The organism is Enterobacter sp. E20 (assembly GCF_000801755.2).
In the GTDB taxonomy this organism is placed as follows: domain Bacteria; phylum Pseudomonadota; class Gammaproteobacteria; order Enterobacterales; family Enterobacteriaceae; genus Enterobacter; species Enterobacter asburiae_B.
Map to the genome: position 1 here is coordinate 766238 of NZ_CP012999.1, position 14922 is coordinate 781159.

The window sequence follows — 14922 nt, forward strand, 5'->3', positions numbered from 1 at the left end:
AAATTTATAGGATTGTAGCGTAAAAAAAGAGAATTTCGCAGTCTTGCGGAGCAGGTATTAGTGCGTATGATAACGTCACTGGAGTTGTGCTTTTAACATATTTGCCTCTAACCCCAGGAATCCGCACATGCGTATCGAAGAAGATCTGAAGTTAGGTTTCAAAGACGTTCTTATCCGCCCTAAACGCTCTACACTGAAAAGTCGCTCAGACGTTGAACTCGAACGTCAATTCATCTTTAAGCATTCCGGTCAGACCTGGTCTGGCGTGCCGATCATCGCCGCCAACATGGATACTGTGGGAACCTTTGAGATGGCAACCGCCCTGGCACAGTTCGACATTCTCACCGCCGTGCACAAACATTACAGCCCTGAAGAGTGGAATGCGTTTGTTGCGTCCGCGCCTGCTGACGTGGTGAAGCATGTGATGGTTTCTACCGGCACTTCCGATGCGGATTTCGAGAAGACCAAACAGATCCTGAACGCTAACCCGGCGCTCAACTTCGTTTGTATTGACGTGGCGAACGGTTACTCCGAGCACTTCGTGCAGTTCGTCAGCAAGGCGCGTGAAGCCTGGCCGACGAAAACCATCATTGCGGGCAACGTGGTGACCGGTGAAATGTGTGAAGAGCTGATCCTTTCCGGTGCAGATATCGTGAAAGTGGGTATTGGCCCGGGCTCCGTGTGCACGACCCGCGTCAAAACCGGCGTCGGTTATCCGCAGCTCTCTGCAGTCATTGAATGCGCCGACGCGGCGCACGGTCTGGGCGGCCAGATCATCAGCGATGGCGGCTGTACCATGCCGGGCGACGTTGCGAAAGCTTTCGGCGGCGGCGCAGACTTCGTAATGCTCGGCGGTATGCTGGCTGGACACGAAGAGAGCGGTGGTACCGTTGTGGAAGAAAATGGCGAGAAATTTATGCTCTTCTACGGCATGAGCTCTGAATCCGCGATGACCCGTCACGTCGGTGGCGTGGCAAAATACCGTGCGGCAGAAGGTAAAACCGTGAAGCTGCCTCTGCGCGGCCCGGTGGAATACACCGCGCGCGATATCCTCGGTGGCCTGCGCTCGGCCTGCACCTACGTTGGGGCATCCCGCCTGAAAGAGCTGACGAAACGTACGACGTTTATTCGCGTTCAGGAACAGGAAAACCGCGTATTCAATAGCCTGTAATGGCTTCTGCTGGCGCATGCCCGTGCGCCAGCATTGTTTAGCCCTAACCCGCGCTCATCGCATCTCCCAGATGGAAAATCGGTAGGTACATTGCCACCACCAGCGTGCCGATGATGACCCCTGTCACAATCAGAAGCACTGGCTCGAGAAGTGCCGCCAGATTATCTGCCCGCTGAAAGGTCTGTTCCGTGTGGTGCCGGGCGAGATTTGCCAGCATGATGTCCAGCGCACCTGACATTTCACCGGTTCGTAAAAGCTGAATACACAGCGGGGTAAAGATGGCCGCTTTCTGAAATGATGACCAGACGGGGAGACCTTTTTCAATGTCCTCCCGAACGCTGTGGAGTATCCCCCGCCAGTAACAACTTTCAACGGTCTCCTCTGCGCTCTCCAGTCCCTGTAAAAAGGGGATACCTGCCTGCTGCGTAAGTGACAGTACGGTAAAGATGTGTCCCAGTTTTTGGCCTTTTGCCAGCGCGCCCATCACGGGCATGTGCATCAGCATGCGCTGCCAGCGAGGGTTCTGTCGCAGTGCCCAGGCGGCGGCTAAGGGCGTTAATAACGCGGCGAACAACGCGAGGGCATAGGACTGGATAAATGCGGCCATCCCCATGACCATTTGCGTCAGCATCGGGAGCGGCGTGTTAAACGTTTTGTAGATCGCGGCAAACTCGGGCAAGACCAGAATGACCATCGCCAGCACCACGAGTACGGCCAGCGTCAGGACGATCGCCGGGTAGCGCAGGGCCTTTTTCACCTTCTCTCTGAGCTGCTGCTGCGCTTTTTGCTGCTGCGCGAGCTGACGGCAGCACTCATCCAGTTTCCCTGTGAGCTCACCGGTTTTCACCATAGAGACATGCAGTGGGCTAAACACCGCTGGCCACTTTTTTAGCGACTCAGAAAAGGGGGATCCCTCACTGAGCTCATCGGCAATGCTTTGCAGCAGCGCCTGCCACGGTTTTAACGGATGTTGCTCTGCCAGCATCTGCAGGCTGTGGGACAACGTCAGCCCCGCCTGCAGAAGCGTTGCGAGCTGGCGAAACATCTCGCAGCAGTGATGCGGCCGCCAGCGGTGTCGCTGAGCGCATCGGGTCAGCGCAAGAGGATGGAGATCGCTACGCATCAGCCTGGTGAAGGCGGCAGTGTGGTCTGTGGCCCAGAGCGTCCCGCTTCGGGGTTCTCCTTCTTTGGTGAGCGCTCGCCAGCGCCAGAGCTGATTAGCAGCCATCCGGCATTCCCAACACGCGTATCAGCTCTTCGATCGTGGTCAGCCCTTGTTCGACGGCCATGCAGCCGTGCTCAAAAAGAGAAATCATTCCCGCCTGCCGGGCGCTCGACTCGATCACTTCGATTCCTGCCCCGCTGGCAATGGCCTGACGCAGGGGATTGTCGATCGCCAGCACTTCAAAAATGGCCACGCGGCCATAAAAACCGTGATAACAGCGATCGCAGCCGGTGGGCTGCCAGCGTGGAAGCGGTCTGGACCATACGGCGCGCGGTAATTCAGCATGCTCGCTGGCTTCCCGACGACAGTGCGGACACAAACGCCGGACCAGCCGCTGGGCAATCACCATCGACAGCGCGGAAGATATCATCCAGCGCGCGACGCCCATCTGCTCCAGGCGAATCAGGGTTTCCGTCGTCGAGTTGGTGTGCAGCGTTGATAGTACCAGATGACCGGTCTGAGCGGCATTAATGGCAATTTCTGCCGTTTCGCCGTCACGGATTTCGCCGACCATAATGATGTCTGGATCCTGACGTAGTAGCGCCCTCAGCACGCTCTGGAATGTTAAACCTGCCCGGGGATTAATCTGCGTCTGGTTTAATCCCGCAAGGGGGATCTCAATTGGATCCTCCACGCTACAGATGTTGACGTCGGGGGTGTTACGCGCCTGCAGCGCGCTGTACAGCGTCACGGTTTTGCCGCTGCCGGTAGGGCCGGTTACCAGAATCAGCCCCTGCGGCTGGTGGAGGATCTCATTAAAACAGGACAGTTGTTCTGCGCTCATACCAAGCGCTTTCGGCTCAAGAGCCTGCTGAACCTGATGCAGCAGACGCAGCACAATTTTCTCGCCACCGCTGCAGGGAAGCGTTGAGATCCGAAACGAGACCGGCGCGTTTGCCAGCTCAATCGTAAACTGACCGTCCTGAGGTAAACGACGTTCTGCAATATCCAGATTACCCAGCACCTTTAAACGAGCGCTGAACAGGCTGGCCAGCGAGGCGGAAAGCGGAGGCTGGGGGCAAAGAACCCCGTCGATGCGTAAACGGATCTGGCATGCGTGCTCCATCGGTTCGATATGAATGTCGGAGGCGCGCTGGCTGATTGCCTGCTGCAGCGTGTGGTTGAGGATATCCACCGTCGAGTGTGTTTGCGAAACGACGGGCAGATGCGATTGTGACGTTAGCTGCCGGTGTTTTTCCATGCGCTCAGCGTTCCAGCACTCAATATCAATCCGTTTCTGGGTCGCGAAGCGCAGCGCCTCCATGAGTTCAGCCGCGGGGCTGCCCACGACGGCGATGCTGACCATCTCACTGTCGCTGGTGAGCAGCAGAGCGTGATGGCGCTGACAAAGCGCCACGAGTTGATCGGTATTCATTATCCGCTCCTCAGTTATTGTCGAAGCGGAAAACGTCTTCGCAGGCCAGTTTCAGGGCGCTGTCCGCGCTGATGTTGCAGTCGCGCGTCCAGCCCGTCATACCGTTGCCGTCGCTCCACCGCGGCGTCATGGTTACCGTCAGCCCGTTAAGACTCTCCTGTCCTGTTAAGGTCACGGTCCCTTTCGCCACGCTCATTCCTGAAACGTAGCGTGTCGTGGTGGGGGAAGGAATACCGTTACTGCCGGCGTCGCAGCTCTCCACGCCACCGTGATCCAGCGCGCAAAGCTCGATGGCCGTGCGGTAGGGAACGAAGGTTTGCAGCATATCGGTCAGCGCCGCCTTGCGCAGGTAGTTCTGATAGGCGGGAACGCCGATGGCGCTCAGAATCGCAATGATGCCAATGACCACCATCAGCTCAATGAGGGTGAAGCCTTGTTGTCTGTTCATATCTGCTCCTTATGCAAAGTGGCGCTACTTTGTCAGCGGGAAAGAGCAGAAACGAGAGGTAAAAAAGGGAACGGGAAGGAGGCTTCCGAGAATTTTTTCAGTGTTGCAGGGCTGAACAGCGGATCTGCGAGCGGGGCTGAAACTCCCCTCTCCGGGTGGAGAGGGGAGAATGCGTTATTTGAAGCGCATTGAGAGGTCGAGGGCGCGAACGTGTTTGGTCAGCGCACCGACGGAGATGTAATCCACGCCGGTTTCGGCGAATTCACGGATCGTTTCGAAAGTGACGTTCCCGGACACTTCAAGCTGGGCCCGGCCGTTTGTCAGTTTTACCGCCTCGCGCATCTGCTCTGTTTCGAAGTTATCGAGCATGATGATATCGGCCCCGGCCTTAATCGCCTGCTCCAGCTCTTCCAGGCTTTCGACTTCCACCTCGACAGGCACATCCGGGTGCAGCCAGAAGGCTTTCTCCACCGCCTGACGCACGGAGCCAGAGGCAATAATGTGGTTCTCTTTAATCAGGAAGGCGTCGGATAAGCCCAGGCGATGGTTTGCGCCGCCGCCGCAGAGCACCGCATACTTCAGCGCGGTGCGCAGGCCCGGCAGCGTTTTGCGGGTATCCAGCAGCTGGGTGCGGGTACCGGCCAGCAGGTCAACGTAGCGACGCACTTCGCTGGCCACGCCAGAGAGCGTTTGTACAAAATTGAGCGCGGTACGTTCGCCGGTCAGCAAGACGCGGGAAGGACCGTCCAGTTCAAACAGCGGCTGGTTTGACGTAATTGCATCGCCGTCTTCAACGTGCCAGATAATCTGCACATCATCACCCGCCAGCTGGGTAAAGACCTCTTCAACCCAACGCTTGCCGCAAAAAACGCCCTCTTCACGGGTGATAATGACCGCGTGCGAGCGCGTCTCTTTTGGCAACAATTGTGCGGTAATATCCTTATCAGCGTTAACGTCACCGCCCAGATCTTCTTTCAAAGCATGGGAGACGCTTGCCGGAATATCCATATTAATACGTTCCAGAAGCGCTTCACGTCGGTGGTCGGGGTTGTAGCGGCGAGGCGGCATGATAAAACTCCAAATTGGTAACGAATCATAATATTGAAACATGCTACTCTGAACCGAGTCATTGCACCATACAGAAGGAGTTCCAGCATGTTGTTAGAAAACGGATGGCTGGTGGATGCGCGGCACGTGCCCTCGCCGCACCACGATTGCCGCCCGGAGGATGAAAAGCCCACACTGCTGGTGGTTCATAATATTAGTCTCCCGCCGGGTGAATTTGGCGGCCCGTGGATCGATGCGTTATTCACGGGAACGATTGATCCCGATGCTCATCCCTTCTTTGCTGAAATTGCACATCTGCGCGTATCGGCTCACTGCTTGATTCGTCGCGATGGTGAAGTGGTTCAGTATGTTCCCTTTGATAAGCGCGCCTGGCATGCCGGCGTGTCGATGTATCACGGGCGCGAACGGTGCAACGATTTTTCTATCGGAATCGAACTGGAAGGCACAGATACGACGCCCTACACCGATTCACAGTATCAACAGCTAGCGGCTGTGACCCGCACGCTTATCGGACTCTACCCGGCTATCGCCGAAAATATCACGGGACACAGTGATATAGCCCCGGAGAGAAAAACCGATCCCGGCCCGGCCTTTGACTGGCCCCGGTTTCGCGCCACGCTCACCGCGTCGTCAGAATAAGGAGATACCATGACGTTGTTTACCATGCTGCTGGTTATCATCGCTGAACGCCTGTTTAAGCTCGGCGAGCACTGGCATCTGGATCACCGGCTGGAGGTATTATTCCGCCGTATCAAACATTTTTCCATGCTGCGCACGCTGCTGATGATGGCAGGGGTGATGGTCATTACGTTCCTGCTCCTGCGTTCGCTGTACGGACTCTTTTTCAACGTGCCGCTGCTGGTGGTGTGGATCCTGCTCGGCGTGCTGTGCATTGGCGCAGGCAAGGTGCGTTTACACTATCACGCATACCTGAAAGCCGCCTCCCGTGACGATGCCCATGCGCGCGGTGCCATGGCGAGCGAGCTGACAATGATCCACGGCGTGCCGCCGGACTGTGACGAGCGCGAATTCCTGCGCGAGCTGCAAAACGCGCTGCTGTGGATTAACTTCCGTTACTACCTTGCGCCGCTGTTCTGGTTTGTAGTGGGTGGTCCGCTGGGGCCGGTACTGCTGATGGGATATGCGTTCCTGCGCGCCTGGCAGACCTGGCTTGCCCGTTATCTGACGCCGCATGAACGCCTGCAGTCCGGTATTGACGCCATCCTGCACGTGATCGACTGGCTCCCGGTGCGTCTGGTCGGCGTGGTGTACGCGTTAATTGGTCACGGTGAAAAAGCGCTGCCCGCATGGTTCGCTTCTCTTGCCGATCGCCATACGTCGCAGTACCAGGTGCTAACGCGTCTGGCGCAGTTCTCGCTGGCGCGTGAGCCGCATACCGACAAGATTGAAACGCCGAAAGCCGCTGTCTCCATGGCGAAGAAAACGTCGTTTGTGGTGGTGGTTATCGTGGCGCTGCTGACTATCTACGGCACGCTGGTGTAGGCCAGCGCGCCGCAAAGGCTAAATCGTATCCGCGGGCGGGATGCCGAAATCAGGCATCCCGCTTTCATTCCAGCGGACAAGCTTCAGTCGGGTATGGCGATTCGGATCGTACAGCGGGTCGCCCTCAATTTCGGTGTAATTCCGCGCGTGATACACCAGCACATCTTCCCCTTCCGGCGTTTGCGTAAAACTGTTGTGGCCCGGGCCGTACTGACGATTTTCGTAGCTGGTAACGAACACCGGACGCGGGGATTTGTGCCAGTTTGCCGGGTTTTGCGGATCGGCATTCAGGTCTATCCACAGTAAACCCATGCAGTAGTTCTCGTCGGTGGCGCTTGCGGAATAGCTGATAAACAGCTTATCGCCATGAACCAGCACCGCCGGGCCTTCGTTAACCCAAAACCCGCGACGCTCCCAGTCGTGGTCAGGCTTGCTGAGCATCACCGGCTCGCCTTTCAGCGTCCACGGGTTCTCCATTTCACACAGATAAAGATTGGAGTTTCCGGTGATGTCCGGCGCTTTTTGCGCCCACAGATACCAGCGTTTCCCCTGATGAACAAAGGTGGTGGCGTCCAGAGCGAAGGTATCGAAAGGCGTTTTGATTTGCCCTTTCTGCACCCACGTGCCGGTGAGCGGATCGCCGTCGGCACATTCAATGGCGAACATACGGTGCTGGAACATTCCGAGCGCGTCGAGCGCCTGGGTGTGCGTCGCAGCAAAATAGATGTACCACTTCCCGTCGATGTGGTGCAGTTCCGGCGCCCAGATCAGCTGGCTCATCGGGCCGGTGTTGGGTTTGCGCCAGACCACCACTTCTTCGGCATTACGTAAGCCTTCCAGAGACTCTGCGCGGCGGATCGCCAGCCTGTCGTACTCCGGCACGGAGGCGATAAAGTAGTACTGCCCCTCGTGGCGTAAAATGTACGGATCGGCGCGTTGTTCAATAAACGGGTTTGGCCAGGCTTGCATTTGGCTTTCCTTATTTCGTCTCAGCGACTTTGAGTTCCTGATAATCATTCAGCTCGCGGTAGTTATTGCGACGCTTTTCCAGATCGGACTGGATCTGCTTCATGGTTTCGCGGTCCACTTTCAGCAGGCGCACTACGCCAGCGGTAACTAAGTATCCAATGCCGGGAATGACGGTAAAGAGCAGCACGATCCCATTAATGGCGTCCGCGCTCTGCGCTTTTGCGCCCGCGTCATAGCCGTACCAGGAGAGCAGGAAGCCGACCATCGCCCCGGCAATCGCCAGCCCCAGCTTCAGGAAGAAGATGTTGCCGGAGAAGCTGATCCCGGTGATGCGCTTACCGGTCTTCCACTCGCCGTAGTCGTCCACGTCGGCCATCAGCGACCAGTGCAGCGGAGACGGGATCTGGTGCAGGATGTTCAGCAGGAAGTAGAGCACCACGATGGTGACGGTGGCTTTCGGGTCGAAGAAATAAAAGGCGGTTGAGAAAATCGCCAGAACGATATTGGTCCAGAAGAAGACCTTGAGCTTACACCAGCGGTCGGTCAGCACTTTTGCCAGCACGCTGCCGAGCATCATGCCGACCACGCCCAGGCTGATAAACAGCGTGGCGAAATGGGTGCTCTGGCCCATCACCCAGGTGACGTAATACATGGTGGCCGCCATGCGGATAAAGCCCGGGCAGACGTTGCACAGGGTCAGGAGCAGAATGCGTACCCACTGGTCGTTCTTCCACACGTCTTTCAGATCGTTTTTCAGCTCGTCGTTGGTCTGTACCGCCGGGCGCACGCGCTCGCGCACGGTGGCGAAGCAGAACAGGAACATGCAGGTTCCAATCAGCGCCAGAACGGTCATCGCCATCTGATAGCCTTTGGCTTTGTTATCCCCGCCAAACCAGTCGGCCATCGGCAGCAGCGTTAATGAGAGCAGCAGCGTGGCGATGCCGACCAGCACGAAGCGATACGACTGGCAGGCCACGCGCTCCTTTGGATCGTTGGTGATCACCCCGCCCAGCGAGCAGTAGGGAATGTTGATGGCCGTATAGGTTAAAGAGAGCAGGAAGTAGGTGACAAACGCATAGATAACTTTGCTGTTATAGCTCCACTCCGGCGTGGTGAACATCAGAATGCTGAACAGCGCGTAGGGGAAAGCGATCCACAGCAGCCATGGACGAAACCGACCATATTTGCTGCGGGTACGGTCAGCAATCGCGCCCATGATCGGGTCCGTTACGGCGTCAATCACGCGCACGGAAAGCAGCAGCACGCCGACCAGCGCAGGGGCGAGGCCAAAAATATCCGTATAAAAATAGTTAACAAACAGCATGATGGCGCCGAAGATGATGTTGCATCCCGCGTCTCCCATCCCATAGCCGATCTTTTCTTTTACTGACAGTGTGTTGTTATCCATCGACAGCTCTCCGGTTTACGGTATGGAGAGAATTATTTGCTGGCAAAGGAATATATGCGTTGCAGTATCAGGGCGGTGATATGGATAAATGCGCTGTGGGCGTGAAAGTGTGAGGGAGGTAACAACGCGCGGCACCCGCAAAAGCAGGCGCCGCGGAGAGAGGCTTAGTGTGCTTTCATGGCATTACGGCTTTTCTGGCTGAAGAGATAGCCTACGCCAAGGATCGCAATCCAGACCGGGATCAGGTAGACGGAAATCGCCATACCCGGGGTGATCAGCATGATCACCAGCACGGCCGCCATGAACACCAGGCACACCCAGTTGCCCAGCGGATAGAGCAGGGCAGGGAAGCGGGTGGTGACGCCCTGCTGCTGCTTGGCGCGGCGAAACTTCATGTGCGCCAGGCTGATCATCGCCCAGTTGATGACCAGGGCAGAGACCACCAGTGCCATCAGCAGGCCAAACGCCGATTCCGGTGCCATATAGTTAATGAGCACGCACAGCGCGGTCACAACCGCCGAAACCAGAATTGTGTTTACCGGCACGCCGCGTTTATCGACGTTGAGCAGCGCTTTAGGCGCGTTGCCCTGCTGGGCCAGGCCGAACAGCATGCGGCTGTTGCAGTATACGCAGCTGTTGTAAACGGAGAGCGCTGCTGTCAGAACAACCACGTTGAGTGCGTTTGCTACAAAGGTATCGCCCAGCTCGTGGAAGATCAGCACAAACGGGCTGGTGTCGGCGGTCACGCGCGTCCACGGCAGCAGGGAGAGCAGCACGGCCAGCGAGCCCACATAGAAGATCAGAATGCGGTAGATAACCTGGTTAGTGGCTTTTGGAATGCTCTGCTCCGGGTTGTCGGCTTCAGCAGCGGTGATGCCCACCAGCTCCAGGCCGCCGAAGGAGAACATAATGATAGCCATCATCATCACCAGACCGGTCATGCCGTGAGGCAGGAAGCCGCCCTGTTCCCAGAGGTTGCGCACGGTTGCCTGCGGGCCGCCGTTGCCGCTGAACAGCAGCCAGCCGCCAAAGATAATCATCGCCACAACGGCAATGACCTTGATGATAGCGAACCAGAACTCCATCTCACCGAACACTTTTACGTTGGTCAGGTTAATGGCGTTAATAATGACGAAGAAAGCCGCTGCGGAGGCCCAGGTTGGGATCTCGGGATACCAGAACTGAATGTATTTCCCGACGGCGGTAAGCTCGGCCATGGCAACCAGAACGTACAGCACCCAGTAGTTCCAGCCCGAGGCGAAACCGGCAAAGCTGCCCCAATATTTATAGGCAAAGTGGCTGAAGGAGCCTGCGACCGGCTCTTCAACGACCATTTCACCCAGCTGGCGCATAATCAGAAAGGCAATAAAGCCGGCAATCGCGTAACCCAAAATAATGCCGGGACCGGCTGACTGGATAACGGATGCGCTGCCCAGAAACAGGCCGGTACCAATCGCACCGCCCAGTGCGATGAGCTGTATATGGCGGTTTTTAAGCCCGCGCTTTAGCTGATCGCCGTGCTGTTGAGCTTCCATTTGAAACCTCGTGTGTGGTTGTTATGTTCACGCTGTGCGTGTGTAATTATGAAAATCCATATTCTGTATTTATTTCTTTACGGTTAACGAGACCGAAAAAAGCGGACATGACTTCCGTAAGCGCAAGAATAGTGGTAAGCGCCTGCGAATGCACCTGCTTTATGAAGGGGTGATGACGACTTGAATAAAAAGAAAGCATTTGTTAATCGGCCCGCTCATTCTTCCTAACCCAACCTATAGAATAGAAATGCTCCGTAAGTGGGCGAATTTTCATTATTTGCCTTGTTGAATCGCTTCAGATTGCAAAAACCCTCGTTTCATTATGGTTAAAACTCCCTCTTAAGGAGTAATCAACTCATTTGTGCAAAGTTACATTTCTGAAACGTTATTTCTGTAAGGTTGTTAAAATGTGCAGGGTTTACTGATTTCAATCAAAACCAATATGGACAGAAGGTGAATACTTTGTTACTTTAGCGATACGAAATAGAAATTGGTAAGACCAATTGACTCCGGGCAAAAAGGCGTAAGACAGGGAATATGGCCTACAGCAAAATTCGCCAACCAAAACTATCTGATGTGATTGAGCAGCAGCTGGAGTTTTTAATCCTCGAAGGGACTCTGCGCCCGGGTGAGAAACTTCCGCCAGAACGCGAGCTGGCAAAACAGTTCGACGTTTCACGTCCCTCTCTGCGTGAGGCGATTCAACGTCTCGAAGCAAAGGGCTTGCTGCTTCGTCGCCAGGGCGGCGGAACCTTTGTGCAAAACAGCCTGTGGCAGAGCTTCAGCGATCCGCTGGTAGAACTTCTCTCTGACCACCCAGAATCCCAGTTTGACCTGCTTGAGACCCGTCACGCGCTTGAAGGTATTGCGGCCTATTACGCCGCCCTTCGCAGCACTGATGAAGATCGCGTGCGTATCCGCGAACTGCATCAGGCCATTGAACGGGCACAGCAGTCCGGCGATCTAGACGCCGAGTCCAGCGCCGTCGTCCAGTATCAAATCGCCGTCACCGAAGCGGCCCACAACGTGGTGCTCCTCCATCTGCTACGCTGCATGGAGCCGATGCTGGCCCAGAACGTTCGTCAGAATTTTGAATTGTTGTATGCCCGTCGGGACATGCTCCCACTGGTAAGCAACCATCGCACCCGAGTATTCGAGGCGATAATGGCCGGGGAACCGGAGCAGGCGCGCGAAGCGTCGCACCGACATCTGGCTTTCATTGAGGAAATCTTGCTGGACCGCAGCCGTGAACAATCGCGTCGCGAACGTTCATTACGCCGCATACAGCAACGAAAGGATTAAGCGCCAGGTACTTTTAGAGCGCGGCAACTAAACGCAGAACCTGTCTTATTGTGCTTTTGGTTGTTCAAATAGTTCGGGTTATATCGCGGCGGCAAGCGCGCGAATCCCCGGGAGCATAGCGAACTATGTGACCGGGGTGAGAAAGTGCAGCCAACAAAGAGATAACCCGAAATATTAAGAACAAAGAGCACAATGGGACAGGTTCCAGACAAATCAACGTATTAGATAGATAAGGAATACCCCCATGTCAGAACGTCTCCAAAATGACGTGGATCCGATCGAAACTCGCGACTGGCTACAGGCGATCGAATCGGTCATCCGTGAAGAAGGTGTTGAGCGCGCTCAGTATCTGATTGAACAGCTGCTTTCTGAAGCCCGCAAAGGCGGTGTGAAGGTTGCTTCAGGTGCAGGGGCTAGCAACTACGTAAACACGATTGCCGTCGAAGACGAACCGGAATACCCGGGCAATCTGGATCTGGAACGTCGTATCCGTTCTGCAATCCGCTGGAACGCCATCATGACCGTTCTGCGCGCATCCAAGAAAGACCTGGAACTGGGTGGCCACATGGCGTCCTTCCAGTCTTCTGCAACCGTTTACGAAGTGTGCTTCAACCACTTCTTCCGTGCAGCGAACGAGAAAGACGGCGGCGATCTGGTGTACTTCCAGGGCCACATCTCTCCGGGCATCTATGCACGTGCATTCCTGGAAGGTCGTCTGACTGAAGAGCAGATGAACAACTTCCGTCAGGAAGTTCACGGTAAAGGTCTGTCTTCTTACCCGCACCCTAAACTGATGCCTGAATTCTGGCAGTTCCCGACCGTATCTATGGGTCTGGGCCCAATCGGTGCGATCTATCAGGCTAAATTCCTGAAATACCTGGAACACCGTGGTCTGAAAGACACCTCTGAGCAGACCGTTTACGCCTTCCTGGGCGACGGCGAAATGGATGAGCCAGAATCCAAAGGTGCGATCACCATCGCAACCCGTGAGAAGCTGGACAACCTGTGCTTCATCATCAACTGTAACCTGCAGCGTCTGGATGGTCCGGTAACCGGTAACGGCAAGATCATCAACGAACTGGAAGGCATCTTCGCAGGTGCTGGCTGGAACGTGATCAAAGTCATGTGGGGCGGTCGTTGGGATGAGCTGCTGCGTAAAGACACCAGCGGTAAACTGATCCAGCTGATGAACGAAACCGTTGACGGTGACTACCAGACCTTCAAATCCAAAGACGGTGCCTACGTTCGTGAGCACTTCTTCGGCAAATATCCTGAAACCGCAGCACTCGTTGCAGACTGGACTGATGAGCAGATCTGGGCTCTGAACCGCGGTGGTCACGATCCGAAGAAAGTCTACGCTGCACTGAAAAAAGCGCGTGAAACCAAAGGTAAAGCGACTGTAATCCTGGCCCATACCATTAAAGGTTACGGCATGGGTGATACCGCAGAAGGTAAAAACATCGCTCACCAGGTTAAGAAAATGAACATGGACGGCGTGCGTTATATCCGCGACCGTTTCAACGTTCCAGTGACCGATGAGCAGGTAGAAAACCTGTCTTACATCACCTTCCCGGAAGGTTCTGAAGAGCACAAGTACCTGCACGAACGTCGTCAGGCGCTGAAAGGCTACCTGCCAGCTCGTCAGCCTAACTTCACCGAGAAGCTGGAACTGCCGGCGCTGGAAGACTTCTCTCAGCTGCTGGAAGAGCAGAACAAAGAGATCTCTACCACTATCGCTTTCGTTCGTGCCCTGAACGTGATGCTGAAGAACAAGTCGATCAAAGATCGTCTGGTTCCAATCATCGCCGACGAAGCGCGTACTTTCGGTATGGAAGGTCTGTTCCGTCAGATCGGTATCTACAGCCCGAACGGCCAGCAGTACACCCCGCAGGACCGTGAGCAGGTTGCATACTACAAAGAAGACGAGAAAGGTCAGATCCTGCAGGAAGGTATCAACGAGCTGGGCGCAGGCGCATCCTGGCTGGCTGCTGCGACTTCTTACAGCACCAACAACCTGCCGATGATCCCGTTCTACATCTACTACTCCATGTTCGGGTTCCAGCGTATCGGTGACCTGTGCTGGCAGGCAGGCGACCAGCAGGCTCGCGGCTTCCTGGTAGGCGGTACGTCCGGTCGTACGACTCTGAACGGTGAAGGTCTGCAGCACGAAGATGGCCACAGCCACATTCAGTCTCTGACTATCCCTAACTGTATCTCTTACGACCCGTCTTACGCGTACGAAGTGGCAGTCATCATGCATGACGGTCTGCAGCGCATGTACGGTGAAGCGCAAGAGAACATTTACTACTACATCACCACCCTGAACGAAAACTACCACATGCCGGCAATGCCAGCAGGTGCCGAGGAAGGTATCCGTAAAGGTATCTACAAACTCGAAACCATCGAAGGTAGCAAAGGTAAAGTTCAGCTGCTGGGCTCCGGCTCTATCCTGCGTCACGTACGTGAAGCAGCGCAGATCCTGGCGAAAGACTACGGCGTGGGTTCCGACGTGTACTCTGTGACCTCCTTCACTGAACTGGCGCGTGATGGCCAGGATTGTGAGCGCTGGAACATGCTGCACCCACTGGAAACTCCACGCGTTCCGTACATCGCTCAGGTGATGAACGACGCGCCAGCGGTGGCGTCTACTGACTATATGAAACTGTTCGCAGAGCAGGTTCGTACTTACGTTCCAGCTGATGATTATCGCGTACTGGGTACTGACGGCTTCGGTCGTTCTGACAGCCGCGAAAACCTGCGTCACCACTTCGAAGTTGATGCTTCTTACGTGGTTGTAGCAGCACTGGGCGAACTGGCTAAACGTGGCGAAATCGATAAGAAAGTGGTTGCGGACGCAATCACCAAATTCAACATCGATGCAGAAAAAGTTAACCCGCGTCTGGCGTAAGAGGTAAAAG

12 protein-coding genes are annotated in these 14922 nt (G+C 55.5%); 5 read left to right on the forward strand and 7 right to left on the reverse strand.

Annotation, left to right across the window (positions count from 1 at the left end):
• Positions 1-127: 127 nt before the first annotated feature.
• Positions 128-1171 carry a GMP reductase gene (locus NI40_RS03580; protein ID WP_039260808.1) on the forward strand — a complete coding sequence of 348 codons (1044 nt, stop codon included), beginning with the start codon at positions 128-130 and terminating at the stop codon, positions 1169-1171.
• Between the two features lie 43 nt (positions 1172-1214).
• Here NI40_RS03580 and hofC read toward each other — a convergent pair whose 3' ends face one another.
• The 4 genes from hofC to nadC form a co-directional block, all read right to left on the reverse strand.
• Positions 1215-2399 carry a protein transport protein HofC gene (gene hofC / locus NI40_RS03585; RefSeq protein ID WP_039260806.1) on the reverse strand — a complete coding sequence of 395 codons (1185 nt, stop codon included), beginning with the start codon at positions 2397-2399 and terminating at the stop codon, positions 1215-1217.
• Positions 2389-3771, reverse strand: coding sequence for a type II secretion system protein GspE (gene gspE, locus NI40_RS03590; protein ID WP_039260804.1), 1383 nt, complete (start codon positions 3769-3771; stop codon positions 2389-2391). Before gspE ends, hofC begins: the two co-directional genes overlap by 11 nt.
• A 10-nt stretch (positions 3772-3781) precedes the next feature.
• On the reverse strand, positions 3782-4219 hold the full coding sequence (gene ppdD, locus NI40_RS03595; protein WP_039260802.1) for a prepilin peptidase-dependent pilin: 438 nt from the start codon (positions 4217-4219) through the stop codon (positions 3782-3784).
• 174 nt (positions 4220-4393) lie between these two features.
• Positions 4394-5287 (reverse strand): carboxylating nicotinate-nucleotide diphosphorylase, encoded by an 894-nt coding sequence (gene nadC, locus NI40_RS03600; RefSeq protein ID WP_039260800.1) that lies wholly within the window; start codon positions 5285-5287, stop codon positions 4394-4396.
• A gap of 87 nt (positions 5288-5374) precedes the next feature.
• Here nadC and ampD point away from each other — a divergent pair, with 87 nt between their 5' ends.
• Complete coding sequence (gene ampD / locus NI40_RS03605) at positions 5375-5926, forward strand: 1,6-anhydro-N-acetylmuramyl-L-alanine amidase AmpD (protein ID WP_039260798.1); 552 nt, start codon at positions 5375-5377, stop codon at positions 5924-5926.
• A gap of 9 nt (positions 5927-5935) precedes the next feature.
• Positions 5936-6790, forward strand: coding sequence for a beta-lactamase regulator AmpE (ampE, locus tag NI40_RS03610; protein WP_033144645.1), 855 nt, complete (start codon positions 5936-5938; stop codon positions 6788-6790).
• Between the two features lie 18 nt (positions 6791-6808).
• Here the strand turns inward: ampE and NI40_RS03615 are convergent, their stop codons facing one another.
• The 3 genes from NI40_RS03615 to aroP all read right to left on the reverse strand — a co-directional run bounded on the left by NI40_RS03615 (position 6809) and on the right by aroP (position 10702).
• A complete protein-coding gene (locus tag NI40_RS03615) occupies positions 6809-7759 on the reverse strand; it encodes a glycoside hydrolase family 43 protein (RefSeq protein WP_039260795.1) in 951 nt (316 codons plus the stop codon).
• Between the two features lie 10 nt (positions 7760-7769).
• Positions 7770-9167 (reverse strand): glycoside-pentoside-hexuronide (GPH):cation symporter, encoded by a 1398-nt coding sequence (locus tag NI40_RS03620; protein WP_039260793.1) that lies wholly within the window; start codon positions 9165-9167, stop codon positions 7770-7772.
• 164 nt (positions 9168-9331) lie between these two features.
• Complete coding sequence (gene aroP / locus NI40_RS03625; protein ID WP_029739677.1) at positions 9332-10702, reverse strand: aromatic amino acid transporter AroP; 1371 nt, start codon at positions 10700-10702, stop codon at positions 9332-9334.
• A gap of 537 nt (positions 10703-11239) precedes the next feature.
• Between aroP and pdhR the strand changes: the two genes are divergently transcribed.
• Positions 11240-12004 carry a pyruvate dehydrogenase complex transcriptional repressor PdhR gene (pdhR, locus tag NI40_RS03630; RefSeq protein WP_008501960.1) on the forward strand — a complete coding sequence of 255 codons (765 nt, stop codon included), beginning with the start codon at positions 11240-11242 and terminating at the stop codon, positions 12002-12004.
• 244 nt (positions 12005-12248) lie between these two features.
• Entirely contained in the window at positions 12249-14912 is a 2664-nt protein-coding gene (aceE, locus tag NI40_RS03635; RefSeq protein WP_039260788.1) for a pyruvate dehydrogenase (acetyl-transferring), homodimeric type, read from the forward strand.
• The last annotated feature ends 10 nt before the right edge of the window (positions 14913-14922 follow it).